At 67.2% G+C, this 25,002-nt stretch carries 23 protein-coding genes; 12 read left to right on the forward strand and 11 right to left on the reverse strand.

All coding sequences use genetic code 11. From position 1 onward, the window contains the following. The first annotated feature begins 73 nt into the window (after nt 1-73). The 4 genes from JWS13_RS20360 (at nt 74) to JWS13_RS20375 (ending at nt 5,700) form a co-directional block, all read left to right on the forward strand. A complete protein-coding gene (locus tag JWS13_RS20360) occupies nt 74-1,660 on the forward strand; it encodes a GMC family oxidoreductase (protein WP_206007236.1) in 1,587 nt (528 codons plus the stop codon). A 30-nt stretch (nt 1,661-1,690) separates the two neighbouring features. Further along, nucleotides 1,691-3,490 carry a thiamine pyrophosphate-binding protein gene (locus JWS13_RS20365; RefSeq protein WP_206007237.1) on the forward strand — a complete coding sequence of 600 codons (1,800 nt, stop codon included), beginning with the start codon at nt 1,691-1,693 and terminating at the stop codon, nt 3,488-3,490. A 12-nt stretch (nt 3,491-3,502) separates the two neighbouring features. Beyond that, on the forward strand, nt 3,503-4,342 hold the full coding sequence (locus JWS13_RS20370) for a sugar phosphate isomerase/epimerase family protein (RefSeq protein ID WP_206007238.1): 840 nt from the start codon (nt 3,503-3,505) through the stop codon (nt 4,340-4,342). Between the two features lie 293 nt (nt 4,343-4,635). After that, a complete protein-coding gene (locus JWS13_RS20375) occupies nt 4,636-5,700 on the forward strand; it encodes a LacI family DNA-binding transcriptional regulator (protein ID WP_206007239.1) in 1,065 nt (354 codons plus the stop codon). A 1-nt stretch (nt 5,701) separates the two neighbouring features. Here the strand turns inward: JWS13_RS20375 and JWS13_RS20380 are convergent, their stop codons facing one another. Further along, complete coding sequence (locus JWS13_RS20380) at nt 5,702-6,595, reverse strand: LysR family transcriptional regulator (protein WP_206007240.1); 894 nt, start codon at nt 6,593-6,595, stop codon at nt 5,702-5,704. A 110-nt stretch (nt 6,596-6,705) separates the two neighbouring features. On the opposite strand from JWS13_RS20380, the gene JWS13_RS20385 reads away from it, so the two are divergent. Together JWS13_RS20385 and JWS13_RS20390 are read left to right on the forward strand one after the other, a co-directional pair. Continuing rightward, on the forward strand, nt 6,706-8,196 hold the full coding sequence (locus JWS13_RS20385; protein WP_206007241.1) for a CoA-acylating methylmalonate-semialdehyde dehydrogenase: 1,491 nt from the start codon (nt 6,706-6,708) through the stop codon (nt 8,194-8,196). 12 nt (nt 8,197-8,208) lie between these two features. Further along, nucleotides 8,209-9,369, forward strand: a complete 1,161-nt coding sequence (locus JWS13_RS20390; protein ID WP_206007242.1) for an iron-containing alcohol dehydrogenase — start codon at nt 8,209-8,211, stop codon at nt 9,367-9,369. Nucleotides 9,370-9,388: 19 nt separating this feature from the next. On the opposite strand, the gene JWS13_RS20395 is transcribed toward JWS13_RS20390, so the two are convergent. From JWS13_RS20395 to JWS13_RS20405, 3 genes are all read right to left on the reverse strand, one after another. Then, the gene (locus JWS13_RS20395) at nt 9,389-10,210 is read right to left on the reverse strand and encodes a PhzF family phenazine biosynthesis protein (protein WP_206007243.1); all 822 of its coding nucleotides are present in this window, start codon (nt 10,208-10,210) and stop codon (nt 9,389-9,391) included. Nucleotides 10,211-10,213: 3 nt separating this feature from the next. Beyond that, complete coding sequence (locus JWS13_RS20400; RefSeq protein WP_087559473.1) at nt 10,214-10,708, reverse strand: DUF3830 family protein; 495 nt, start codon at nt 10,706-10,708, stop codon at nt 10,214-10,216. Nucleotides 10,709-10,777: 69 nt separating this feature from the next. Continuing rightward, entirely contained in the window at nt 10,778-12,019 is a 1,242-nt protein-coding gene (locus tag JWS13_RS20405) for an aspartate aminotransferase family protein (protein WP_206007244.1), read from the reverse strand. A 114-nt stretch (nt 12,020-12,133) separates the two neighbouring features. Between JWS13_RS20405 and JWS13_RS20410 the strand changes: the two genes are divergently transcribed. Beyond that, nucleotides 12,134-13,582, forward strand: coding sequence for an NAD-dependent succinate-semialdehyde dehydrogenase (locus JWS13_RS20410; protein WP_206007245.1), 1,449 nt, complete (start codon nt 12,134-12,136; stop codon nt 13,580-13,582). Nucleotides 13,583-13,589: 7 nt separating this feature from the next. Here the strand turns inward: JWS13_RS20410 and hsaB are convergent, their stop codons facing one another. Genes hsaB through hsaA form a run of 4 tightly spaced genes read right to left on the reverse strand, consistent with a single transcriptional unit; the run spans nt 13,590 to nt 17,138 of the window. Beyond that, the gene (gene hsaB, locus JWS13_RS20415) at nt 13,590-14,177 is read right to left on the reverse strand and encodes a 3-hydroxy-9,10-secoandrosta-1,3,5(10)-triene-9,17-dione monooxygenase reductase subunit (protein ID WP_206007246.1); all 588 of its coding nucleotides are present in this window, start codon (nt 14,175-14,177) and stop codon (nt 13,590-13,592) included. After that, nucleotides 14,174-15,076, reverse strand: coding sequence for an iron-dependent extradiol dioxygenase HsaC (hsaC, locus tag JWS13_RS20420; RefSeq protein ID WP_206007247.1), 903 nt, complete (start codon nt 15,074-15,076; stop codon nt 14,174-14,176). Before hsaC ends, hsaB begins: the two co-directional genes overlap by 4 nt. Continuing rightward, a complete protein-coding gene (hsaD, locus tag JWS13_RS20425) occupies nt 15,076-15,954 on the reverse strand; it encodes a 4,5:9,10-diseco-3-hydroxy-5,9,17-trioxoandrosta-1(10),2-diene-4-oate hydrolase (RefSeq protein WP_206007248.1) in 879 nt (292 codons plus the stop codon). Before hsaD ends, hsaC begins: the two co-directional genes overlap by 1 nt. Nucleotides 15,955-15,962: 8 nt before the next feature. Continuing rightward, on the reverse strand, nt 15,963-17,138 hold the full coding sequence (gene hsaA / locus JWS13_RS20430; protein WP_275957304.1) for a 3-hydroxy-9,10-secoandrosta-1,3,5(10)-triene-9,17-dione monooxygenase oxygenase subunit: 1,176 nt from the start codon (nt 17,136-17,138) through the stop codon (nt 15,963-15,965). Between the two features lie 190 nt (nt 17,139-17,328). Here hsaA and JWS13_RS20435 point away from each other — a divergent pair, with 190 nt between their 5' ends. The 3 genes from JWS13_RS20435 (at nt 17,329) to JWS13_RS20445 (ending at nt 19,381) form a co-directional block, all read left to right on the forward strand. Then, nucleotides 17,329-18,513: a 3-ketosteroid-9-alpha-monooxygenase, oxygenase component gene (locus JWS13_RS20435; RefSeq protein WP_206007249.1), complete on the forward strand. Its 1,185-nt coding sequence runs from the start codon at nt 17,329-17,331 to the stop codon at nt 18,511-18,513. A gap of 2 nt (nt 18,514-18,515) precedes the next feature. Then, nucleotides 18,516-18,863 (forward strand): hypothetical protein, encoded by a 348-nt coding sequence (locus tag JWS13_RS20440; RefSeq protein ID WP_160102913.1) that lies wholly within the window; start codon nt 18,516-18,518, stop codon nt 18,861-18,863. Nucleotides 18,864-19,003: 140 nt separating this feature from the next. Then, nucleotides 19,004-19,381: a VOC family protein gene (locus JWS13_RS20445; protein WP_206007250.1), complete on the forward strand. Its 378-nt coding sequence runs from the start codon at nt 19,004-19,006 to the stop codon at nt 19,379-19,381. Between the two features lie 39 nt (nt 19,382-19,420). Here JWS13_RS20445 and dmpG read toward each other — a convergent pair whose 3' ends face one another. The 3 genes from dmpG to JWS13_RS20460 are packed head-to-tail and all read right to left on the reverse strand — an operon-like array spanning nt 19,421 to nt 22,183. Beyond that, on the reverse strand, nt 19,421-20,440 hold the full coding sequence (gene dmpG, locus JWS13_RS20450; protein ID WP_206011671.1) for a 4-hydroxy-2-oxovalerate aldolase: 1,020 nt from the start codon (nt 20,438-20,440) through the stop codon (nt 19,421-19,423). A gap of 44 nt (nt 20,441-20,484) precedes the next feature. Further along, nucleotides 20,485-21,387, reverse strand: a complete 903-nt coding sequence (locus tag JWS13_RS20455) for an acetaldehyde dehydrogenase (acetylating) (protein ID WP_206007251.1) — start codon at nt 21,385-21,387, stop codon at nt 20,485-20,487. A 10-nt stretch (nt 21,388-21,397) separates the two neighbouring features. Next, nucleotides 21,398-22,183, reverse strand: a complete 786-nt coding sequence (locus JWS13_RS20460) for a 2-keto-4-pentenoate hydratase (RefSeq protein WP_206007252.1) — start codon at nt 22,181-22,183, stop codon at nt 21,398-21,400. A 147-nt stretch (nt 22,184-22,330) separates the two neighbouring features. Here JWS13_RS20460 and kstD point away from each other — a divergent pair, with 147 nt between their 5' ends. Both kstD and JWS13_RS20470 read left to right on the forward strand, forming a co-directional pair. After that, on the forward strand, nt 22,331-24,049 hold the full coding sequence (gene kstD / locus JWS13_RS20465; RefSeq protein ID WP_206007253.1) for a 3-oxosteroid 1-dehydrogenase: 1,719 nt from the start codon (nt 22,331-22,333) through the stop codon (nt 24,047-24,049). Continuing rightward, a complete protein-coding gene (locus JWS13_RS20470) occupies nt 24,039-24,923 on the forward strand; it encodes a MaoC/PaaZ C-terminal domain-containing protein (RefSeq protein ID WP_206007254.1) in 885 nt (294 codons plus the stop codon). The genes kstD and JWS13_RS20470 overlap by 11 nt, the downstream gene beginning before the upstream one ends. The last annotated feature ends 79 nt before the right edge of the window (nt 24,924-25,002 follow it).

Genomic DNA, 25,002 nt, shown 5'->3' on the forward strand with positions numbered 1-25,002 from the left:
TATCGACTGTCTGTTCGTGTCGACCGCACGACCGAACATTGACACCACTCTCTACGACCGAGGAGCAGGACCCATGAGAGACGCATCCGTGGGGGAGCCCACAGGCCCGAGCAAGCACAGCTACGACGTCGTCATCGTCGGCAGCGGAATGGGCGGTGGCACACTCGCCTACGCGCTCGCGGACTCGGGAGTCGATGTGCTTCTGATCGAGCGCGGCGACTTCCTGCCGCAGGAAAAGCAGAACTGGAGCCCGCAGGAGGTCTTCGAGGGACACCGGTACGCGAACGCCGAGCAGTGGTACGACACCGAGGGCAGACCGTTCAGCCCCGGCACGTACTACTACGTCGGCGGGAACACCAAACTCTACGGCTCCTCACTGGTGCGGTTCCGCCGGGAAGACTTCCAGTCGACGCAGCACGAGGCCGGCGAATCACCCGAGTGGCCCTTCTCGTACGACGACTTCGCCCCGTATTACGCACGCGCAGAACAGGTGTACCGGGTCCACGGCGACCATAACGACGACCCGACCCTGCCCCGCGACGAACCGTTCCCCTACCCGGCGATCGGACACGAACCGCCGGTGCAGGAGGCCGCCGACGCCCTGCGCCGCCTCGGCTACACCCCGTCGAACATTCCGCTGGGCATCGACCTCCGCGAGGGCGGCGGCTGCATTCGATGTCGGACCTGCGACGGGTTCCCCTGTCGCGTGCTTGCCAAGTCCGATGCGGACGTGCGCTGCGTGCGTCCCGCCGTGGCCTCCGGCACGGTGGAATTGCTGACCAACGCCTACGTCGAACAGGTCCTGACCGACGACACCGGCAAGCAGGCCACCGGAGTTCGGCTGCGGCACCGCAGGACCGAACTCGTCGTCGAGGCAGCCACGGTGGTGGTCTCGTGCGGCGCCGTCAACTCCGCGGCGCTGCTACTGCGGTCGGCGAACCCTGCGCACCCGGACGGTCTCGCCAACTCCTCCGGCGTGGTCGGACGAAACTACATGGTGCACAACAACTCCATCATGGTCGGCATCAACCCGCTGAAGAAGAACACCGCCGAGTTCCAGAAGACGCTGTACCTCAACGATTTCTACACTCACGGCACCGCGGACCACCCCTATCCGCTCGGGCACGTGCAGCTGATCGGGAAACTGCAGGGCGAGATGATCAAGGGCCAACGGCCGCTGATCCCCAAGTGGGCGCTGAGCCAGGCGACGGCCCGCAGCATCGACTGGTGGCTGTTCACCGAGGACCTTCCCGATCCGGACAACCGCGTCACCCTCACCGCCGACGGCAACATCCAGATCGCGTGGACCCCCAACAACACGCGCGCCCACGAGGTCCTGGTCCGGGAGATGCGCAAGATCCTCCGCAAGATCGGGTACCCGTTCGTCTTCAGCGAGGGCACCGGCATCGAGGTCAACTCCCACCAGGCCGGCACCGTCCGCGCCGGAACCGATCCCACGACCTCCGTGCTCGACGCCGATTGCCGCGCCCACGACGTGCACAACCTCTACGTCGTCGACTCGTCTTTCTTCCCGTCCCTGCCCGTGATGAACCCCGCCCTGTCCATCGCGGCCAACGCCTTCCGCGTCGCCGAGGCGATCACCGCACAGCACCGCACGACCGCAGGCCGGACCTCCCCGGCCGAGCCCACGTCCGTCTGACACCGTCACCGAAAGCTAGGAACCACCGACATGACAACACAGCAACTCACCGGCGGACAGATGGTCGTCGACTTCCTGATCCGCGAGGGAGTCGAGAAGGTCTTCGCGATCCCCGGCCACGGCAACACCGCACTCCTCGACGCGTTCGTCGACCGCGCCGACGAGATCGAACTGGTCCCCGCCATGCACGAGCAGGGCGCCGCCCACATGGCCGACGGCTACTACCGGGCCTCGGGCAAGATCGCCGCGATCTGTACCTCCATCGGCCCGGGCGCCACCAACACCCTCACCGGGTTGGCGACCGCGTTCGCCGACTCGATGCCGATGCTCCTGATCACCGGCGCCGTGCACACCTACATGGAGAACCGGGGTGTGCTGCAGGAGATCGACCGCCCGCACGGCAACAACTTCCCCCGCATGGTCGAACCGGTCGTCAAGCGCTGGTGGCAGCCCAGCCGCCTCGAACAGCTTCCGGTGGCGCTCGCCCAGGCGTTCAACACCATGCACGAGGGCCGGCGCGGACCGGTGCTCGTCGACATTCCGCAGGACCTGCAGGCCGAATACGGCGACTACACCCCCGACACCGGCACCCGCAGGCCCGCCACCCGCGCAACCGGTGACCCGGCCGTGATCGCCGAGGCCGCCCGCCTGCTCGCCGGCGCGAAGCGTCCGGTCATCGTCGCCGGCGGCGGCGTCATCCACGCCGAGGCCGCCGCGGAGTTGATGGCCGTCGCCGAGTACCTCGGGGCACCGGTCACGCACTCGTTCCAGGGCAAGGGCGCCTTCCCCGCCGACCACGACCTCTACGCCTGGCCGTGCGGCGACATGGGTTCGATCCCGGGCAACGGCGTCACCCGCACCGCCGACGTGATCCTCGCCGTCGGCTGCCGGTTCAGCGACCGCATCACCTCCTCGTACCGCCCCGGCGTCACGTTCGACATCCCGAACACCAAACTGGTGCAGATCGACATCGACGGATTCGAGATCGGCCGCAACTACCCCGTCGAGGTGGGTGTCGTCGGCGACGCGAAAACGTCCCTGCAGTCCCTGCAGAACGCCCTCACCGACCTCGGGCCCGGCCGCGACTACCGCAGCACCGACTACTTCGCCGAACTACAGAACCTCAAGGCGCAGTGGGACGAGCACCTGCGGCCGATGCGGACCACCGACTACCTGCCCATGACCAACTCGCGGGCCATGGTCGAGATCCGCAAGGCCCTGCCCCGCGAGGGCATCCTCGTCACCGACTCGTCCAACCCCGCCAACCAGGCGTTCAACGAGTTCCCGATCTACGGCCCGAAGACCAACATCGTCGCCGGCGGGTTCTCCGGCATCGGATTCGGTGTGCCCGCCGCGATCGGCGCGCAGATCGGCGCCCCCGACACCCCCGTCCTGGCGATGGTCGGCGACGGCAGCTTCCTGCAGACCGGCACCGAAATCGCGACCGCCGCCATGCTCGGCGTGCCGCTGGTGATCGTCGTCCTCAACAACGGCGGCTGGGAAGCGATCAAAGACCTCCAGATCAGCCTGTTCGGTGAGGAACGCGAAATCATCTCCGGATGGAAGAACCTCGACGGGACACCGTATTTCGCCGACATCACCCGGTTCGCCCAGTCGCTCGGCTGCAGCGCCGAACGCGTCGAGGACCCGGAGAAGCTGGCCGACGCGATCGAGCGGGCGTTCGCGACACCGGGCCCGGTGATCATCGAGGCGATGAGCGCACACGAACTGCCCTGGACCGAGATGCACCCCACCGGCTGGTGGGACATCACCGTCCCCGCCTACCACGGCGAGGTCCGCGACGACTACGTCGCCCAGCGCGGATTCTGATCGGGGACCGGCATGGGAGAGATCAAACTCGGCCTGAACCTGGAGTTCGCCCGCTTCGAGAACGGCTCCTTCGACTGGGCCATGGACCAGGCCGCCGAGATCGGCTACAAGTACGTCGAACCGATGGTCTACTGGGGCCGCGAACTGCTGAGCACCGCCGGGTACTTCCACACCCGATCGATGCTCGACGACCCGCTGATCATCCGGGACGCCGCCGAATCCCGGGGGCTGTCCATCTCGTCGCTGTCCAGCCACGCCCCGCTGGCCAAACCGGACGTGTCGGTCGACTACCTCAAGCAGTCGATCCGCTACGCCGCCGAGGTCGGGTCCCCAATGATCATGATCGACGACGGCCCGCTGCCGACGTGGACCACCGAGGCGGAGAATTACACGCTGATGCGGTACACCCTGCAGGAGGCCGCGAAGGTGGCCGAACCGCGCGGCATCAAGATCGCGATCGAGACGCACGGCGAATACACCGCCACTCCGGAGCGGCTCGAGAAGATCATGAACCTGATCGACAGCCCCGCGCTGACGATCAACCTCGACACCGGCAACAGCTACCTCAGCGAGAACGACCCGCACGAGTGGCTCGAGCAGATCATCGGGGACGTCACCCACCTGCACGCCAAGGACATCGGCGTCGACGACGCGAAACGGCTGCGCGGCAAGGTCCGCGGCATGCTCGGCTGCGCCTGCGGCGACGGCGTCATCGATTGGGAGCGGATCGTGAAAACCCTCCACCAGGCGGACCACGACGTCGTCCTGTCCGTCGAATGCGGTGGCCTCGACGCCGCGAAGAAGAGCTACACCTATCTCACAGATCTGATCACCCGCATCCAGGCCGGCTGACAACGGCGTCACCGGTCCCGCAGGTGGTCCCACGACACGCTGGATCCTGAACCGACATTCGAGTCTCCGGTGCGTCGTCTCCACAGCGTGCCGCCCGACACCCCGTGTGCCGGGCGGCACGCTTCACCCCTACCAGGTGGTCGCGCAACGTCCTGGGCAAACTCGTTCTCCTCGACCGGTGTGAGGACGACGATGACGTCGTTGTCGCCAGGGCGAGCTGACACCCGCAAGAACAGCACGGTCCGGCCGATAGGCTGGGCTCGACAACCGTGCGACGGAGAGGATCGGCATTCGTGACCACGATGCACGACGTCGCCCGAGCGGCAGGCGTGTCCCAGGCGGCGGTCTCGTACGCGTACAACCAGCCCCACAAGCTGTCCGCAGCGCGGCGCGCCCACATCTTCCAGGTGGCCGCGGAACTCGGCTATGCCGGCCCCAACCCCGCAGGCCGCAATCTCCGCACCGGGCAGGTCGGTGCGCTGGGGCTGATGATCACCGACTCATTGCGGTACGCCTTCGATGATCCCGCCACCTCACAGTTGCTCAAGGGCATCTCGGAGGTCGGCGAACTCGCCGAGGTCGCACTGACACTGCTTCCCTGCCCACTCGAGTCCACCCGGGTGGCCGAGGGTTCCGGTGTGCTGGTGCGCGGCGCCGTGGACGGCTTCCTTGCGTACGCGATGCCGGACGGCCATCCCGGGATGCAGACGGCGATGAGCCGGCGGCTGCCGATCGTGGTGATCGACGGCCATAATCCGGGCGGGCTGCCGCGGGTCGGAATCCAGGATCGGCAGGCCGCCAAGGAGATCGCGGAGCACGTGCTCTCCCTCGGACACCGGCACGTCGGGTTTCTCGTCGACCGCCTCGTGCCCGACGGCAAGGGCGGGCGCGTCGACGCCGCCCGCACCCGGGCCGCCCGCGACCACGTGATGAAGGAACGACTCGCCGGATACGCGTCCGCCTGCCGGAAACACAAGGTGCCGTGGTCGTCCGCCGTCGTCGTCGAAGCAGGCGGATTCGACTACGAGTTGTCCCGCACCGCCGTCGAGACTCTGCTCGACGCCGGACCCGTGACCGCCGTCGTCGCCGCCTCCGACCTGCTGGCCCTCGCCGCGATCGACGTCGCCCGGGAACGCGGCCTCCGGGTGCCGGAGGATCTGTCGGTGGTCGGTTTCGACGACATTCCCGCGGCCCGCGCCGCCGGACTCACGACGGTCCGGCAACCCCTCGTCGACAAGGGCCGCGAGGCCGCACAACTGCTGCTTGACATCATCGGCGGCGGACCCGGACGCGAGATCACGCTGCCCACCGAACTCGTCGTCCGCGAGAGCACCGGTCCCGCGCCCGCCGATCAGTGAGTCACCTTGCTGCGCCGCGTAGTTCGGGATTGCCGTCGACGATGGAGTAGAGCGCCTCGGTGATCGCCTTGACCCGCGCGAGTCGGGTCAGTTCCCGCGGCACGACCAGCCAGTAGGTGCGGTGGGCGATGAAGTCGTCGGTGAGGATCGGCACGAGATCGTCGTCGAGCGCCCCGATGTAACTCGGCAGTGGCGCGATCCCGACGCCGTGTTTCACGGCCTGGTAGTGGCCGGCGATGTTGTTGGTCTGGATCTGCGCCTGGAAATCCGGAATCAGCGCGTCGAGGATGCGCAGCGGTTCGACGTCCAGGAACGCGTCCACGTACCAGATGAGCGTGTGATGGCGCAGATCCTCCAGTGCCGTGATGGGGCCGTGCTCGCTCAGGTAGTGCCGCGACGCGTACAGGCGGAGGTCGTACTCCGCCAGTTTGCGGACCACCACGGACCGCGGCGACGGTCGTTCGAGGGTGACGGCGATGTCGAAGTCGCGCCCGGTCAGCAGGTCGTGGGTAGTCGACGTGACGAGTTCGGTGAACAGATCGGGGTGCTCGGACCGCACCTCCGCGAGACCCGGCACCAGCACGAACGACCCGAAACCGTCGGGCGTGATGATCCGGACGGTGCCGGTCAGCCCGCCCCTCGACGACGTTTCGTCGAGCGCGGCGAGGACCGCGGTCTCCACCGCTTCCGCGTGGGGAACCAGCCGTCTGCCCGCTTCGGTGAGCTGCCATCCCGACACCCCGCGATCGAAAAGCCTGGTGCCCGTGTCTTTCTCGAGTCGGGTAATTCTCCGCGAGACGGTTGTGTGATCGACACCGAGTCGCTTCGCTGCGTCGGCGAGGCGACCGGTTCTCGACAGCTCCAGGAGGTAACGCATGTTGTCTGCGGTAAACATCGCCCTCACCCTCGTGCAAATGTGCAGTCCGAAGTGCCATTTTACTCGTTGACGCAGGCATTGTTGCCCAGCAGACTCGTGGTCACCCCACCTTTCCAGGAGTACATCCCATGGCCGTCATCTCCCATTGGTTCGACAACAAGACCTTCCCCGGCACCAGCGGCAACACCGCCCCCGTCACCAACCCGGCCACCGGCGCCGTCACCGGACAGGTCGCCCTCGCCAGCGTCGAGGACGCCCGCGCCGTCATCGACGCCGCAGCCGCAGCCTTCCCCACCTGGCGCGACACCTCCCTCGCCAAGCGCACCCAGATCATCTTCAAATTCCGCGAACTGCTCAACGAACGCAAGGGCGAACTCGCCGAGATCATCACCGCCGAACACGGCAAGGTCGTCTCCGACGCACTGGGTGAAGTCTCCCGCGGCCAGGAAGTCGTCGAATTCGCCTGCGGCATCGCCCACCTCCTCAAGGGCGGCATGACCGAAAACGCCTCCACCAACGTCGACGTCTCCTCCCTCCGCCAACCCGTCGGCCCCGTCGGCATCATCTCCCCCTTCAACTTCCCCGCCATGGTCCCGATGTGGTTCTTCCCCATCGCCATCGCCACCGGCAACACCGTCGTTCTCAAGCCGTCGGAGAAGGACCCCACCGCCGCCATCTGGATGGCCGAACTGTGGGCCGAAGCAGGACTCCCCGCGGGGGTGTTCAACGTGCTGCAGGGTGACAAGACCTCCGTCGACGAACTCCTCACCAACCCCGCCATCAAGGCCATCAGCTTCGTGGGGTCCACCCCCATCGCCCAGTACGTCTACGCCACCGGCACCGCCCACGGCAAACGCGTCCAGGCACTCGGCGGCGCGAAGAACCACGCCATCGTCCTCCCCGACGCCGACCTCGACCTCGCCGCCGACGCCATGGTCAACGCCGGCTTCGGCTCCGCCGGTGAACGCTGCATGGCCATCTCCGCCCTCGTCGCCGTCGGCGACATCGCCGACGAGTTGGTCGCCAAGATCACCGAACGCACCAACACGCTCAAGATCGGCGACGGCACCAAGGACTCCGACATGGGACCGCTGGTGACCAAGGTGCACCGCGACAAGGTCGCGTCCTACATCGACGCCGGCGAGAACGACGGCGCCACCATCGTCGTCGACGGCCGCACCGTGCAGGCCGACGGCGGCGCGGACGGATTCTGGCTCGGACCCACCCTCATCGACCACGTCACCACCGACATGAGCGTGTACACCGACGAGATCTTCGGACCCGTCCTGTCCGTCATCCGCGTCGACTCCTACGACGAAGCCCTCGAACTGGTGAACTCCAGCCCGTTCGGCAACGGCACCGCCATCTTCACCAACGACGGCGGCGCCGCACGCCGGTTCCAGAACGAGGTCGAGGTCGGCATGGTCGGCATCAACGTGCCCATCCCCGTCCCGATGGCCTACTACTCCTTCGGGGGCTGGAAGAACTCCCTGTTCGGTGACACCCACGCCCACGGAGCCGAAGGCGTGCACTTCTTCACCCGAGGCAAAGTCGTCACCACCCGCTGGCTCGACCCCAGCCACGGCGGCCTCAACCTCGGATTCCCCCAGAACGCGTAAGGAACCTCTCCCATGAGCGCACACCTTTCACTCCCCCGTTTCGCCAGCATCGGGGCCGGAGCAGTCGACGAGATCGGCTCGGTCGTCGACCAATTGGGTCTGCAGAGACCGGTCCTCGTCACCGACTCCTACCTCGTCGGCACCGGCGCGGCCGACCGGGTGATGGCCCTCCTCAGGTCGGCGGGCAAGGACCCGGCCCTGTTCGACGGCACGGTGCCCGACCCCACCACCGATTCCCTGGCGGACGGGCTGAGGATCGTCGCCGAACACCGGGCGGATTCGGTGATCGGATTCGGCGGCGGCAGTCCGATGGACACCGCGAAGGCGCTGGCCGTGCTGTCCGCGAACGGCGGCGAGATGCGCTCGTACAAGGCACCGCACGTGTACACCGGGAAGGCGCTGCCGATCATCGCGATCCCGACCACCGCCGGCAGCGGCTCGGAAGCGACGCAGTTCACGGTCATCAGCGACAGTGCGTCCGACGAGAAGATGCTGTGTCCGGGGCTGTCGTTCCTGCCGATCGCCGCAATCGTGGATTTCGAACTCACGATGTCGATGCCGCCGCGGCTGACCGCCGACACCGGAATCGATGCCCTCACCCACGCCATCGAGGCGTACGTCAGCAAGAAGGCTCAGCCGTTCACCGACGGACTCGCTCTCGCCGCGATCCGCACCATCGGCAAGCACATCCGCACGGCCTACGCGGACGGTGAGAACCGCACCGCGCGAGAAGCGATGATGGTCGCGTCCACCCAGGCCGGCATGGCGTTCTCCAACTCGAGTGTGGCGCTGGTCCACGGGATGAGCAGGCCGATCGGTGCGCATTTCCATGTCGCGCACGGACTGTCGAATGCGATGCTGCTTCCCGCGATCACTGCGTTCTCCGTGCAGGGGGCGGAGAGCCGGTACGCCGACTGCGCGCGGGCGTTCGGCGCCGCATCGGAGTCGGCGGGCGATTCCGTCGCCGCACAGTTCCTCGTCGACACACTGAGCACGCTGTGTCACGATCTGAAGGTACCGACCCCGCTCGAATACGGGATCGATCGCGACGCCTGGGACGGCCTCGTCCCGCTGATGGCGCAGCAGGCGCTGGCGTCCGGGTCACCCGGCAACAACCCGGTCGCGCCCACCGCCGAGCAGATCGAGACGCTGTACGCGGAGGTCTTCGCCTAGGCAGCGCCGCCGTCCGGAGCTAGAACTCGACGGTTCCCCGGAGGTACCGCCGATAGGTTCCGGACAGGTGGACGCGATCGCCGCGCACGTCGCAGTGAACGGTTCCTCCGCGCGCCGACAGTTGCCGTCCGACGAGGCTGCCACGCCCCAGCGTGGCAGCCCAGTACGGCGCGATCTGCGAGTGCGCGGAACCCGTCACCGGGTCTTCCTTCACGCCGGCGGCGGCACCGAACCAGCGCGACACGAAGTCGACCCCGGCCGCGTCCGACGCCGCGGTGACGACGACGCCGCGCACCTTCAGCGGGCTGATCACGGTGAAGTCGGGGGTCATCGACGCGATGTCGTGTTCGGATTCCGCGACGAACACGAGGTCGGTGGCCTTCAGGCACTCCCGCACCGGGATGCCGAGTGCTGCGACGACCCGGGGATCGGCGGCGGTCGGCACCGGCGCCTCGGCCGGAAAATCCATCACCAGCGTGGCGTCCGGTCCCCGATCGACGGTCAGCCAGCCGCTGCGCGTCCAGAACTGGATCCGGTCGGCATCCGGGTGCACGTCCTCGAGGATCTCCGCGGCGGCGGCGAGCGTCGCATGACCGCACAGGTCCACCTCGATCGCCGGTGTGAACCACCGCAGGTGATACGCCGGATGCGCCGGGTCGTGAGGTGTCGCGCCGGCGGGAAGGCGCGCGGTGTAGAACGCCGTCTCGGACAGATTGTTCTCTTCGGCCAGTTGCTGGAGAACCGCGTCGTCCAGCCACCCGGTCAGCGGCATCACCGCCGCCGGGTTGCCCTCGAACGGTCCGGCGGCGAATGCGTCGATCTGATGGATGTCCAGCCTCATGCGTCAGGCCCGTGCGAAGCTCATCGTCTCGCCTTCGACGCCGCGCATCCACAGGTCGTTGCACGCGGCCGCCAGTTCCGGCAGACCTTCCTCGATGGCGGCGAACACGTTGCCGGGCACCCAGCCGACGTCGCCGTTGAGCAGCAGGTTGTTGCGGCCGTAGAAGATCGCGAGGTCGGTGGCGCCCTGCGCGGCGTGCGCCTCGGAGCCCGGTTCGTACCCGTAGGCGGAGTTGCCGATCTCCCAGGGCTCGAAGTCGAACAGGCACACGTCGCCGGGAATCGGTGTGACGGTGGGGTTTTCCCGTCGCGGTGCCGCCGTGATGCGCGGGATCAGCGTGTACACCTCGTTGCGCGCGTACTTGGCGTGGTACGCGTCGCCGCTCTGCGGAAGCACGTTCCACACCGCGTCGCACGTGAGCGGCGCGTCCTCGTCGAGAAGCCGGGCACGGCACGTCACGCCGCGCTTGTCCAGGGTGATGGTGATGTAGCGAGCCATGTATGCCTCCTTCGTCGCCTGTGAGTACTTGTTAACCGCCCGCGGTTAACAAGTACTCACAGGTGCTGGTCACACTTCGTCGAGCACCTCGGACCAGATCTTCAGGGCGTCCTCGATCTGGTCGGCCGTGACGATGAGCGGTGGGATCATCCGGACCACGTTCATGTGGGCGCCGCAGGTCAGCAGCAGCAACCCCTTCTTCGCTGCCAGTTGCTGCGCCGCAGCCGCTTTCGCACGGTCCGCGCTGCCGTCGGCGGCGGTGAACTCGCTGCCCACGAGCAGTCCGAGGCCGCGGACGTCGCCGATCCCGTCGATGGCGTTCCGGCGGGCACCGTCGAGCAACTGCGCGCCCCGGGCGGCGGCGTTGGCGACGAGGTCTTCCTTCTCGATGACTTCGAGCGTCGCGATCGCGGCCGCGCAGGAGACGGCGTTGCCGCCGTACGTTCCGCCCTGCGATCCCGGCCAGCCCTTGGACATCAGTTCCTCGGACGCTGCGATGCCCGACAGCGGGAAGCCGCTGGCCAGACCCTTGGCGATGGTGATGATGTCGGGGCGGACGTCGAAGTGCTGGTGCCCGAAGAACTTGCCGGTGCGACCGAATCCGGTCTGGATCTCGTCGATGACGAGCAGGATGCCGTACCGGTCGGCGCGCTCACGGAGCCCCTGGAAGAACGCGGTGTTGCCGGGCACGTACCCGCCCTCTCCGAGCACCGGTTCGACGACGAACGCGGCCGTCTCGTTCGGCGCGGTGAGCGTCGCGAAGATGTAGTCGAGTTCCTTGAGCGCAAACGCGGTGGCCTCCTCCTCGGACCAGCCGTACCGGTACGCGTTGGGGAACGGTGCCACGTGCACGCCGCCCATCAGCGGGCTGAAACCGGCCGAGAACCGGGTGCCGGACGTGGTCATCGTCGCCGTCGCGACGGTGCGTCCGTGGAATCCGCCGTGGAAGACGATCACGTTGGGCCTGCCGGTCGCCTGCCGCGACAGTCGCAGCGACGCCTCCACGGCCTCGCTTCCCGAGTTCGCGAAGAACAGCGAGTCGAGCCCTTCGGGCAGCACCGACCCCAGGCGGTCGACCAGTTCGAGCATCGGCTGGTGCATGACCGTGGTGTATTGGCCGTGGATCAGGGAGCCGACCTGCCTGCGGGCGGCCTCCACGACGTGCGGGTGGCAGTGCCCGGTACTGGTGACGCCGATGCCCGCGGTGAAGTCGAGATAGCGCCGGCCGTCGGTGCCGTAGAGGTAACAACCTTCGCCGTGATCGACCGTCACGGGTGTGGCCTGAGCGAGCAGTGGAGATAGCCGAGTCACGGGTAACCCTCCCACGCGTAGATGCCTTCGATGTCGGCAAGTGCATTGTCAGATTGTTGACAATCTGTATAACATGGGGACCGTCCCTACGGCAACGGAGAACGGGGAAAAATCATGCTCGAGGACGCAGCAATCGGATCGGTGCAGACCGGCCTGTTCATCGGCGGCAAGTGGCGCGACAGCGCGCGCACCATGCCGGTCCACGACCCGTCCACCGGACAACTCCTCTGCACGGTCGCCGACGCCGACGCCGCGGAGGCCCGCGAGGCGCTCGACGCCGCGGTGGCCGCGCAACCGTCGTGGGCGGCCACGACGCCCCGCGAACGCAGCACCATCCTCATGAACGCACACCGACTGCTGCTCGAGAACGTCGACCGGCTCGCGCTCGTCATGACACTCGAGATGGGCAAACCACTCACCGAGGCACGAGGCGAAATCGCCTACGCCGCAGAGTTCTTCCGCTGGTTCGCCGAGGAGGCCGTCCGCATCGACGGCGGCTACACGACGGCGCCGGGCGGCGGATCACGATTCCTCGTCACCAAACAGCCCGTCGGGCCGAGCCTGCTCATCACCCCGTGGAACTTCCCGATGGCGATGGGCACCCGCAAGATCGGGCCCGCGATCGCCGCCGGGTGCACGTCCGTCATCAAGCCCGCGGCCCAGACGCCACTGTCGATCCTGGCGCTCGCCGACATCCTCACCGAGGCCGGGTTGCCGGACGGCGTCGTCAACGTCGTCACCACGTCCAGCCCGGACGAGGTCATCACTCCCCTCATCCTCGACGGCCGGGCCCGCAAGCTGTCGTTCACCGGTTCGACGAAGGTCGGGAAGCATCTGCTCGAACTGTGCGCCCGCACCGTCATGCGCACGTCCATGGAACTCGGCGGCAACGCACCGTTTCTCGTGTTCGACGACGCGAATCTCGACGACGCGGTCGACGGCGCCATGGCCGCGAAGATGCGCAACATCGGCCAGGCCTGCACGGCCGCTAACCGCATCCTCGTGCACAGTTCGGTCGCCGAGGAATTCACCCGCAAACTCACGCAGCGGATGGAGGCCCTGCCCGTCGGGCGTGGCACCGAGGACGGCGTCGTCGTCGGACCGCTGATCGACGAGGCCGCCGTCGCGAAGGTGAGCAGCCTCGTCGCGGACGCGATCGACCGCGGCGCCACGGTGCTCACCGGCGGCGCGGCTCTCGACCGCCCGGGCAACTTCTACCCGGCTACGGTGCTGACGGGCGTCCCCGACGACGCCGAGATGTGCCACAACGAGATCTTCGGCCCCGTGGCCGCGATCAGCACGTTCGAGACCGAGGCCGAGGCCGTCGAGCGGGCCAACGACACCCCGTACGGGCTGGTGGCCTACGTGTACACCGAGAGCCTCAAGCGCGGCATCCGCGTGTGCGAGGCGCTGGAGTCGGGCATGGTCGGGCTCAACCAGGGTGTGGTGTCGAACCCGGCCGCACCGTTCGGCGGCGTGAAGGAATCGGGGCTCGGACGCGAGGGCGGGACCACCGGCATCGACGAGTTCCTCGAAACCAAATACATCGGCGTCGCAATGTGAAATCGCCTCAGAGCCAGGTGTCTTCCGACGACGTCGTGAGGAACGCCTCGAGGTCGTCGCGCCACGGCGCGGGCACGGTCTTGTCCGGTTCGATGCCGGTGTACTGACCGCGGTAGAACAGCAACGGCCGCTCCTCCCTGATCTCGCTCAGGGAGGAGACCCGGCCGAACACCACCCAGTGGTCCCCGCCGTCGTGCACGCTCTCGAGCGAGCAGTCGACGTGGGCGAGCGAACCGGTGAGGATCGGCGAACCCAGCGGCGACGCCGTCCAGTCGATGCCGGCGAACTTGTCCGGTTCACGCGACCCGAATCGGGCGCACGTCGACTGCTGCTCTTCGGCGAGCACGTTGACGCAGAACACGCCGCTGCGCTCGATAGCCGCCCACGACCGCGACGTCTTGGTCGGGCAGAACAAAACCAGCGGCGGTTCCAGCGACAGCGCGGCGAACGACTGGCAGGCGAACCCCACCGGTTCGCCGTCGTCGACGGTCGTGATGATGGTGACACCGGTGCAGAACTGGCCGAGCACGGTGCGGAACCGTCGCGGATCGATCGCCTCGGCCGCGACGGCCCCGTCCCCGGTCGACTCGCTCACGGCTGCATCCCGACGCTGAAGTCGTGACCCCACAGGCTGACGGCCGTGCTCTCCCTCGCAATCCAGCTCTCGTCCTCCACCTGACGTCCCTCGCAACCGAATTCGACGTCGAACCCGCCGGGCGTCTTCATGTAGAAGGACAGCATCAGGTCGTTGACGTGACGGCCGAGCGTGGCCGACATCTTGACCTTCTTGCGGAGCGCCCGGTCGAGGCACAGCCCGACGTCGTCGGAGTTCTCCACCTCGATCATGAGATGCACGATGCCGCTGGGCGTGGGCATCGGCAGGAACGCGAGGCTGTGGTGACGCGGATTGCAGCCGAAAAACCGCAACCACGCCGGTTTGCCGTCCGCCGGCCGCCCGACCATCTGCGGGGGCAGCCGCATCGAGTCCCGCAGTCGGAAGCCGAGCACGTCGCGGTAGAAGCGCAGCGACGCGTCGTCGTCCGTGGTCGAGAGGACGACGTGCCCGAGACCCTGCTCGCCGGTGACGAACTTGTGCCCGTACGGGCTGACCACCCGCCGGTGCTCGAGGGCGGCGCCGTGGAACGCCTCGAGCGTGTTGCCGGACGGGTCCTCGAACGTGATCAACTCGTCGACCCGGCGGTCCTGAAGTTGCTCGGCCGTGCCCTCCTTGAACGCGACACCGGCCGCCGACAGGTTGTCGCGAACCTCTTGCAGCTCGGCCGCATTCGCTGTTTCCCAGCCCGACACCGACAGCCGGTCGTGTTCCCCGGGGACGATCACGAGGCGCGCCGGGAAGTCGTCCATCCGCAGGTACAGGGCGTCCGGGTCGGAGCCCTTGCCCTCGACCATGCCGAGCACCTTGAGGCCGTATTCGCGCCACGCGGCCATGTCGGTGGCCTCGATGCGCATGTACGCCAGTGAACGAATACTCATCACTTGCCCCCGTCCAGGAGGAAATCGGTTGCCAGACGGTTGAACTCGTCGAACTTCTCCAGCTGCGCCCAGTGCCCGCAGCCACCGAAGACGTGCAACTGTGCCCGCGGGATCAACTTCAGCGCCACCAGCGCCCCGTCGAGCGGGTTGACCCGGTCTTCGCGACCCCAGATCAGCAGCACCCGCTGCCGCAGCTTGTAGGCGTCACGCCACAGCATGCCCAGTTCGAAATCGGCCGAGGAGAACGACTTTCCCATCGCTTTCGCCGCGGCGAGCGACTCCGGGGTGCTCGCCGCCGCGAACCGTTCGTCGATCAGTTCGTCGGTGATCAGCTTCTGGTCGAACACCATGATCCGCAGGAACGCCTCGAGGTTCTCGCGGGTGGGCTGGTAGCCGAACCTGCCGAGGTTCTTCACACCCTCGGTCGGGTCGGGGGCGAACAGGTTGACGCTCAGCCCGCCCGGCCCCATCAGCACCAGCCGGCCGGCGCGGTCCGGGTAGTCCAGCGCGAAACGCACTGCGGCACCGCCACCGAGGGAGTTGCCGAGCAGGTGGACGCGTCCGCCGATGTCGAGGGTGTCGAGCAGATCCTTCAGCGCGGACGCACTGTGCACGAAGTACTGCGGGTGCTCGGTCGGCTTGTCCGACAACCCGTACCCCGGCTGATCGACGGCGAGCACGTGGAACTTCTCGGCGAGAACCGGAATGTTCCTGGCGAAGTTCGACCACGACGACGCACCCGGACCGCCACCGTGCAACAGCACGATCGTGGTGTCGTTGCCGACGCCGGCCTCGTGATAGTGCAACTTCAGGTCGGGCCGGACCTGGGCGAACTTCGAGGTGGACTCGAACGTGAGGGCTTCTTCGGTCGTCGTCACGTGTGCTCCTAGACCATCGTGTCGGTGATGGGCAGCCCGAATTCGCCTGCCCCGTACATGACGTAGGCGCGCTCGGGATCGTTGGCGGCGTGGACGCGTCCGGCATGCGCATCCCGCCAGAACCGCTGCAGCGGCGTGCCGTTGGCCAGCGCGGTGGCCCCCGAACTCTCGAACAGTTTGTCGATGGACGAAATGGCGCGGCCGGTGGCGCGCACCTGGTCGCGACGCGCCCGCAGTCGCAACTTGAACGGGACCTCCCGGCCGTCGACGAGCAGCGCGTATTCGTCGGCGACGTTGCCGGACAACTGCCGCCACGCGGCGTCGATGTCGCTCGAGGCCTCGGCGATGCGGACCTTCGCGAACGGGTCGTCCTTCGCCTTCTCGCCGGCGAACGCCGCGCGGACCCGCTTGCCCTGGTGCTCGACGTGGGCGTCGTACGCGCCGTAGGCCATTCCGACGATCGGTGCGGAGATGGTGGTGGGATGGATTGTTCCCCAGGGCATCTTGTATACGGGCGCGGTGTTGCGCTCGAGCCCGGGTGCGGTGAGGGTGCTCATCGCCTTGAAGCTGAGGACGCGGTGCGTCGGGACGAACACGTCCTCGACCACGACGGTGTTGCTGCCGGTTCCGCGGAGCCCGACCACGTTCCACACGTCGTCGATCCGGTAGTCCTCACGGGGGATCAGGAAGCTGACGAAGTCGACGGGGCGGCCGTCCTTGATGACTGGCCCGCCGAGTACCGCCCAGGTGGCGTGATCACAGCCGGACGACCACGCCCACGCGCCGTTGACCGTGTATCCGCCGTCGACGACCTGGCCTGCGCCCATCGGCGCGTACGACGACGAGATGCGGACGTCGGTGTCGTTGCCCCACACGTCTTCCTGCGCCTGCTGGGAGAACAGCGCGAGATGCCAGTTGTGGACGCCGATGATCGACGAGACCCATCCGGTGGAACCGCAGGCGCTCGCGATCTTCCGCACCGCGGAGTAGAACAGCACCGGATCCGCCTGGTATCCACCCCATTGTTCGGGCTGGAGCAACCGGAAGAATCCGGTCTCCTGGAGCGCCTTCATGGAATCGTCGGGGATACGACGGAGATCCTCGGTCTCCTGCGCACGCTCTCGCAGCGTCGGCAGTAGTGCGTCGAGCCGCTGCATCACCTCGTGACTGTCATGGTCACCCACAGGACGCTCCTGTCTCGTTCGATGGTTCACTTGTCTTCTGAGACTAGAACACGTTCCCATTTATGTCGAGATACCGGCAAAGGTGCTGTTTGACGGCCCGGGTCTGGAAGAAAGCCCCCGAAAATCTGGCGGATCGTGTCGAAGTTCTATAACGTGTTCTACTAACAGCATGAAGGGATGTGAGGGCACAATGGCGCAGATTCGCGAGATCGATGTGGGCACGGTCCAGACGCGCTTCGCGCGTGGTTGGCACTGCCTCGGTTTGACCAAGACGTTCAAGGACGGCAAACCGCATTCGATCGAGGCATTCGGCACCAAACTCGTCGTCTTCGCCGACAGCAAGGGCGAACTGAAGGTTCTGGACGCGTACTGCCGGCACATGGGCGGAGACCTGTCGCAGGGCACCGTGAAGGGCGATTCCGTGGCCTGCCCGTTCCACGACTGGCGCTGGGGCGGCAACGGCAAGTGCACCAGCATTCCCTACGCACGCCGGGTTCCCCCGATCGCCCGCACCCGGGCCTGGATCACGCTCGAGCAGAACGGTCAGCTGTTCGTCTGGAACGACCCCGAGGGCAATCCCCCGCCGGAGAACGTCACCATCCCCCGCATCGAGGGCGCCTACAGCGACGAGTGGACCGACTGGACCTGGAACTCGATGCTGATCGAGGGCTCCAACTGCCGCGAGATCATCGACAACGTGGTCGACATGGCGCACTTCTTCTACATCCACTACGCGTTCCCGACGTACTTCAAGAACGTCTTCGAAGGCCACGTCGCGACGCAGTACCTCAACACGAAGGGCCGCCCCGACGTCGGGATGGCGACGCAGTACGGCATGGAGTCGCTGCTGCGCTCCGAGGCCGCGTACTACGGCCCGTCCTACATGATCAATCCGCTGTGGAACAGCTACGGCGGGTACGAGGTCGAGAGCGTCCTCATCAACTGCCACTATCCGGTGACGAACAATTCGTTCATGCTCCAGTACGGCGTCACCGTCAAGAAGCCGACCGGCATCGACGACGTGACGGCCGACAAGCTGGCCGCGAAATTCACCGAGGGCATCGCCGAGGGATTCCTGCAGGACGTCGAGATCTGGAAGAACAAGACCAAGATCGACAACCCCCTGCTCTGCGACGAAGACGGTCCGGTCTACCAGCTGCGACGCTGGTACGACCAGTTCTACGTCGACGTCGCCGACGTCACCGACAAGATGACGCAGCGCTTCGAGTTCGAGGTCGACACCACCAAGGCCAACGAGGCCTGGCAGCACGAGGTCGAGGAGAACCTGGCCCGGCAGAAGGCCGAACGTGAGGCCGCCGAGGGGTCCGAGAATGCGACCGCCTCGCGGTCCGACAGCAGGGAAGCGCAGGTCTGACCATGAGTGCCTCGACCGAATGGGCCAAAGCTCCCGACTTCGCCGGGCAGCCTGCTCGGCTCGAGGCCATTCATGCGCAGACGGTGGCCGACAAGGCCACCTACCTCGACGACGGAATGAACGAAGTCGAGTGCCGTACGTGCGGAACCTGTGTGCTGGTGCGCAAGAACAGCCTCAAGCACACGAGCGTCCAGTGGACGGACGACCCCGCGAAGACGTGCCCGACATTCCGGGACGCCGTCGGCGAGGGAAAGTCCACCGCGCTCCGGGAAGGGTGCCCGCGACTGTGGGACAGCATCGATCACGCGGTGATGGAGGGGTTCATCGACGTGCGAGATCGAGTCGAATAGTCGCCGGCGCCTACGCGCCCGGGTAGATCGCCCGATGTCACATTCGTGCAGTCAGGACCTGCACGAATGTCACATCGGGCGCTTAGGCTGGAATGTGCCGTCGGACGCGGCGGCGTCAGCCGAACCACCGGAGGCGTGCCATGACAGGCCGAATCGTGCACTTCGAAATCCCCTTCGACGACGGTGACCGCGCACGAGCGTTCTACCGGGACGCATTCGGGTGGGCCATCGCCGAGATCCCCGACATGGAATACAGCATGGTCACCACCGGGCCCGTCGGCGAGAGTGGCATGCCCGACGAGCCCGGGTACATCAACGGCGGCATGATGGCGCGCGGCGAGGTGACCTCTCCCCTGGTCACCGTCGACGTCGAGAGCATCGAATCCGCCCTCGAACGGATCGAATCCCTCGGCGGGAAGACCGTCACCGGCAGGACCGCCGTCGGGAACATGGGCTTCGCCGCGTACTTCACCGATTCCGAGGGAAACGTCGTCGGGCTGTGGGAGACCGCCCGCTGACCCGTGAGTACTTGTTAACGTCCGGCGGTTAAGAAGTACTCACGGGCGCTCGCGCTGCAGTTCCAGCGCGATGTCGATGAGCTGATCCTCCTGGCCGCCGACGAGTTTGCGTTTGCCGGCGCGGACGAGGAGTTCGGCGGACGAGACGCCGTACCGTTCGGCCTGGCGTTCGGCATGCTTGAGGAAGCTGGAATAGACGCCGGCGTACCCCATCATCAGGGCCTGCCGGTCGAGGAGGCATTCGGCGGGCATCGCGGGACGCACGACGTCCTCGGCGGCGTCGGCGATGGCGAAGAAGTCGATGCCGGTCTTGACGCCGATCTTGTCGCATACCCCGACGAACGCCTCGACCGGTGCGTTTCCGGCGCCGGCACCGAATCGTCGTGTACTGCCGTCGATCTGCTTGGCGCCCGCCCGGACCGCGGCGATCGAGTTGGCGACACCGAGGCCGAGATTCTCGTGACCGTGGAAGCCGACCTGCGCGTCGGAGCCGAGTTCCTGCACCAGCGCTTCGACGCGGTCGGAGACCTGCTCGAGCACGAGCGCGCCCGCGGAGTCGACGACGTACACGCACTGGCAGCCGGCGTCGGCCATTATGCGGGCCTGCCGGGCGAGCTTCTCCGGTGGGATGGAGTGCGCCATCATCAGGAAGCCGACGGTCTCGAGGCCGCGGTCGCGGGCCAGCCCGAAGTGCTGGATGGACACGTCCGCCTCGGTGCAGTGGGTGGCGATGCGGCAGATGGACGCGCCGTTGTCCTGGGCGACGATGATGTCGTCCTTGATGCCGAGCCCCGGCAGCATCAGGAACGCGATCTTCGCGTTCTTCGCCGTGTCGACGGCGATCGAGATGAGTTCCTGCTCGGGCACCTTGGAGAATCCGTAGTTGAACGACGACCCTCCGAGTCCGTCGCCGTGCGTCACCTCGATGACGGGGACCCCGGCGTGGTCGAGGGCACCGACGATGGCCCGGACCTCGTCACCGGTGAACTGGTGCCGCTTGTGGTGCGAACCGTCCCGCAGCGAGGTGTCGGTGACGCGGATGTCCCAGCTGCTGCGCATATTTCCCGTCGCTCCGCTCGCCCCTTCGAAATGGACCATTGTGCTCATGCCTCCACACTCAGGAGCTTCTGGGCGATCTCCTCGCCCACCTTGGTTGCCGCCGCGGTCATGATGTCGAGGTTGCCCGCGTACGGCGGCAGGAAGTCGCCTGCACCCTCCACTTCGACGAACGTCGTGACCGTCGCCTGCCCGCCCGACACGACGCTCGGGTCGTCGAACTGGGGTTCGTTCAGGAGCCGGTAGCCGGGGACGTACTGCTGGATGTCCGCGACGACGCGGTGGATGGACTCGGTGATGGCGGCGCGGTCGGCGCCCTCGGGGATCGCGCAGAAAATCGTGTCGCGCATGATCATCGGCGGGTCGGCGGGGTTGAGGATGATGATGGCCTTGCCGCGTTGCGCTCCGCCGATGGTCTCGATGCCGCGGCTGGTGGTCTTGGTGAACTCGTCGATGTTGGCGCGGGTGCCCGGGCCCGCGGAGACAGACGCCACCGACGCGACGATCTCGGCGTAGGGCACGTCGACGACGCGGGAGACGGCGTACACGATGGGGATCGTGGCCTGACCGCCGCACGTGATCATGTTGACGTTGGGGGCGCCGAGGTGTTCGCGCAGGTTGGCGGGCGGGACCACGGCCGGTCCGACGGCGGCGGGGGTGAGGTCGACAGCGCGGATGCCCGCGGCCTCGTACCGTGGTGCGGCCTCACGGTGCACGTACGCCGACGTGGCCTCGAAGACGAGGTCGGGTTTCTCCGCCTGGTTCAGCAACCAGTCGACGCCCTCCGCGGACGTCTCCAGCCCCATCTTGCGGGCCCGTGCCAGGCCCTCGCTGTCGGGGTCGATCCCGATCATCCAGCGCGGCTCGAGCCACTCGGATCGCTGCAGCTTGTAGAGCAGGTCGGTGCTGATGTTGCCCGAGCCGACGATCGCCACACTTGCCTTGGTCATGAACAGACTCCTACTTGAACTGCAGGGATACGGATCCGAGCCCACTGAACTCGGCGCGGAAGTGATCGCCCGGGTGCGCGTCGATGGCGCGGGTGCAGGAGCCGGGCAGCACGATGTCGCCGGCCTTCAACCGGACGCCGAAGCTCTCGACCTTCTGCGCGAGCCACGCGACGGCGGTCACCGGGTTGCCGAGCACCGCGTCGCTGCGGCCCTCGGCCTTGATCTCGCCGTTGCTCGTCAGGACGGCGTCGATGGCCTTGATGTCGATGTCCGCCGGCCGCACCCGGTTCTTGCCGAGCACGAAACCGGCGGACGACGCGTTGTCCGCGATCGTGTCCGGCAGCGTGATCTTCCAGTCGGTGATCCGGCTGTCGATCAGTTCGATGGACGGCGCGAACGCCACGGTGGCGTCGAGGACGTCCTGTTCGGTGCAGCCCGCGCCGGGGAGGTCGGCGCCCAGCACGAACGCAACTTCCACCTCGACGCGCGGGAAGCAGAACCGGGCGGTGTCGACGGGCTGGTCCTCGAACACTTCCATGTCGGCGAGCAGGTGCCCGTAGTCGGGTTCGTCGACGCCCATCATCTGCTGCATGGCGAGGGACGACAGGCCCACCTTGTGCCCGACGACCTTCGCCCCGTCCTGCAGCCGGCGGCGGATGTTGAGGAGCTGGATCTCGTAGGCGTCGACGACGTCGATGTCGGGATGGTCCGCGGTCAGGGGGCCGATGGGAGCGCGGCCGCGTTCCGCGGTGTCGAGCTGATCCGCCAACTCGGTGCGTAGTTGCGTCGAGAGCATGGTTTGAGCCCTTCCCTGAAGTTCGTTTGCGTGCGCACGCCCACCGGTTTTCACTGCAACGTGTTTCGTTCTTCTTCGTTGGCGTCAGTAATACTTCCTGGCAGAAAGGATGGACTGACAACCCCATCATTCTATAACGTGTTCTACATGAGCAAGCACGAATACGACATCGTGGTCGTCGGTAGCGGTGCCGGTGGAATGACCGCGGCCCTGACCGCGGCCCACAGGGGACTCAGCGTCGTCATCCTCGAAAAGGCAGCGCACTTCGGTGGCTCCACCGCACGCTCCGGCGGTGGCGTCTGGATCCCGAACAACGAGGCGCTGATCGCCGCAGGCGTCGAGGACACCACCGACGCCGCGCGGACCTACCTCCACAGCATCATCGGCGACGTCGTCCCGAAGGACCGGATCGACGCCTACATCGACCGCGGCCCCGAGATGCTGTCGTTCGTGCTGAAGAACAGCCCGCTGAAACTGCAGTGGGTGCCCGAATACTCCGACTACTACCCCGAGGCCCCCGGCGGTCGGCTCGGCGGACGGTCCGTCGAGCCGACCCCGTTCGACGGCCGCAAACTCGGCGCCGACCTCGCGAAGCTCGAACCCGATTACGTCAAGGCCCCGTCGAATTTCGTGATCACCCAGGCCGATTACCGCTGGCTGAACCTCCTGATGCGCAACCCGCGCGGTCCACTGCGGGCCGCCCGGGTCGGGCTCCGGTTCCTGGGCGCCAAACTCACCGGCAAACGCCTGCTCGTCCGCGGTCAGGCCCTCGTCGCCGGGCTGCAGGCCGGGCTGAAGGCCGCAGGCGTCCCGATCCTGCTCGACACCCCGCTCACCGACCTGTACGTGGAGGACGGCGTGGTCCGGGGCGTCAACGCCACGGTCGACGGACAGCCGCAGGTGTTCCGGGCGCGCCGCGGCGTGGTGATCGCGTCGGGCGGCTTCGAGCACAACGACGAGGCCCGCAAGAAGTACCAGCGGGCGCCGATCGGCACCGAGTGGACCGTCGGTGCGAAGGCCAACACGGGCGACGGCATCTGGGCGGGCGAAAAGCTCGGTGCCGCGCTCGATCTGATGGAGGACGCGTGGTGGGGGCCGTCCATCCCCCTCACCGGCGGACCGTGGTTCGCGCTGTCCGAGCGGAGCCTGCCCGGCTGCATCATGATCAACGAATCCGGCAAACGCTTCGTCAACGAATCGGCACCGTACGTCGAGGCGACGCACGCGATGTACGGCGGCACGCACGGCCAGGGCGACGGGCCCGGCGAGAACGTCCCGTGCTGGCTCGTCCTCGACCAGCGGTACCGCGACCGGTACGCGTTCGCCGGCGTCACCCCGCGGTCGCCGTTCCCCGGTCGCTGGCTGAAGGCCGGTGTCATCGTCAAGGCGGGCACCGTCGCCGAACTGGCCGGGAAGATCGGCGTGCCCGTCGACGCACTCACCGAAACGGTCTCGCGTTTCAACACTTTCGCCCGGAACGGCAAGGACGAGGACTTCGGCCGCGGAGAGAGCGGATACGACCACTACTACGGCGATCCCCGCAACAAGCCGAACCCGAGCCTCGGCGCACTCCAGAAGGCGCCGTTCTTCGCCGTCAAGATGGTTCCGGGTGACCTCGGCACCAAGGGCGGACTCCGCACCGACCGCAACGCCCGCGTGCTCCGGGCGGACGGCAGCACCATCGAGAACCTCTACGCGGTGGGCAATGCCAGCGGTCCGGTGATGGGCCACACGTACGCCGGCCCCGGCGCGACCATCGGTCCGGCGATGACGTTCGGCTATCTCGCGGTTCTCGATATCCTCGAGAAGTCCACCCAGTCCGACTCGCCGACGTCACTGACCGGAGACGCCACCAATGCCCATTGATCCGAACATCGCCATCGGGGCCGAACTGCCCACCCAGGAGTTCTCCTGGACCAGTTCCGACGTCCAGCACTACCACCTCGCTCTCGGCGCCGGGTCGCACCCGCTCGACGAGAGGGAGTTGCGCTACCTGACCGACGGAACACCGCAGGTACTTCCGACGTTCGCCACGGTCGCGGCGAATTTCCACGCCACCGAGGCGCCGAGCGTGTCGTTCCCGGGAGTCGAGATCGACCTCGCCAAGGTGGTCCACGGCACCCAGGAAGTGACGGTGCACCGGCCGATTCCCCCGGAGGGCAAGGCCCGCACCACCACCCGCATCGCCGAGGTGTGGGACAAGGGCAAGGCCGCCGTCATCGTGCAGGAATCGGCGACCACCGACCTCGACGGCACCCCCCTGTGGACCGGGCGGTCGTCCATCTTCGCCCGCGGCGAAGGCGGTTTCGGTGGTGAGCGCGGACCGTCCCAGTCCGTCGCGCTGCCCGACCGGCCCGCCGACGTCGAGGTCGACACCCCCGTCCTTCCGCAGCAGGCACTGCTGTACCGGATGTGCGGTGACCGCAACCCCCTGCACTCCGACCCGAAGTTCGCTGCCGCCGCAGGGTTTCCCGCCCCCATCCTGCACGGCCTGTGCACGTACGGGATGGTGTGCAAGGCGGCCGTGGACGCGGTCCTCGACTCGGACGCAGCGCGGGTCGCGGGGTTCCGGGTCCGCTTCGCCGGCGTCGTGTTCCCCGGCGAGACACTGCACACGCGGATCTGGAAGGAACAGGGCCGGCTCCTCATCTCGGCGACGGTCCCCGAGCGCGATCACGCCCCGGCCCTGGCCGACGTGGTCCTGACCCTGTCCGGCGGGGTGACAGTTACCGAAATTTGACCGAATTCGCCCAGTTCGGGCGGATATTCGCAATTGTCAGGCACGACGCCGCAACACTTTGTACGCTTTCCGTGACCTC

The organism is Rhodococcus pseudokoreensis (genome assembly GCF_017068395.1).
Classification (GTDB): domain Bacteria; phylum Actinomycetota; class Actinomycetes; order Mycobacteriales; family Mycobacteriaceae; genus Rhodococcus_F; species Rhodococcus_F pseudokoreensis.

Coding starts and splice junctions, on each gene's coding strand:
- JWS13_RS20470 (WP_206007254.1), top strand. CDS start 24,039: ATGCCCATTGATCCGAACATCGCCATCGGGGCCGAACTGCCCACCCAG.
- kstD (WP_206007253.1), top strand. CDS start 22,331: ATGAGCAAGCACGAATACGACATCGTGGTCGTCGGTAGCGGTGCCGGT.
- JWS13_RS20390 (WP_206007242.1), top strand. CDS start 8,209: ATGAGCGCACACCTTTCACTCCCCCGTTTCGCCAGCATCGGGGCCGGA.
- JWS13_RS20400 (WP_087559473.1), bottom strand. CDS start 10,708: ATGGCTCGCTACATCACCATCACCCTGGACAAGCGCGGCGTGACGTGC.
- JWS13_RS20460 (WP_206007252.1), bottom strand. CDS start 22,183: ATGCTCTCGACGCAACTACGCACCGAGTTGGCGGATCAGCTCGACACC.
- hsaC (WP_206007247.1), bottom strand. CDS start 15,076: ATGAGTATTCGTTCACTGGCGTACATGCGCATCGAGGCCACCGACATG.
- JWS13_RS20365 (WP_206007237.1), top strand. CDS start 1,691: ATGACAACACAGCAACTCACCGGCGGACAGATGGTCGTCGACTTCCTG.
- JWS13_RS20360 (WP_206007236.1), top strand. CDS start 74: ATGAGAGACGCATCCGTGGGGGAGCCCACAGGCCCGAGCAAGCACAGC.
- dmpG (WP_206011671.1), bottom strand. CDS start 20,440: ATGCGCAGCAGCTGGGACATCCGCGTCACCGACACCTCGCTGCGGGAC.
- JWS13_RS20445 (WP_206007250.1), top strand. CDS start 19,004: ATGACAGGCCGAATCGTGCACTTCGAAATCCCCTTCGACGACGGTGAC.
- JWS13_RS20395 (WP_206007243.1), bottom strand. CDS start 10,210: ATGAGGCTGGACATCCATCAGATCGACGCATTCGCCGCCGGACCGTTC.
- JWS13_RS20435 (WP_206007249.1), top strand. CDS start 17,329: ATGGCGCAGATTCGCGAGATCGATGTGGGCACGGTCCAGACGCGCTTC.
- JWS13_RS20370 (WP_206007238.1), top strand. CDS start 3,503: ATGGGAGAGATCAAACTCGGCCTGAACCTGGAGTTCGCCCGCTTCGAG.
- JWS13_RS20385 (WP_206007241.1), top strand. CDS start 6,706: ATGGCCGTCATCTCCCATTGGTTCGACAACAAGACCTTCCCCGGCACC.
- JWS13_RS20440 (WP_160102913.1), top strand. CDS start 18,516: ATGAGTGCCTCGACCGAATGGGCCAAAGCTCCCGACTTCGCCGGGCAG.
- JWS13_RS20380 (WP_206007240.1), bottom strand. CDS start 6,595: ATGTTTACCGCAGACAACATGCGTTACCTCCTGGAGCTGTCGAGAACC.
- JWS13_RS20455 (WP_206007251.1), bottom strand. CDS start 21,387: ATGACCAAGGCAAGTGTGGCGATCGTCGGCTCGGGCAACATCAGCACC.
- JWS13_RS20410 (WP_206007245.1), top strand. CDS start 12,134: ATGCTCGAGGACGCAGCAATCGGATCGGTGCAGACCGGCCTGTTCATC.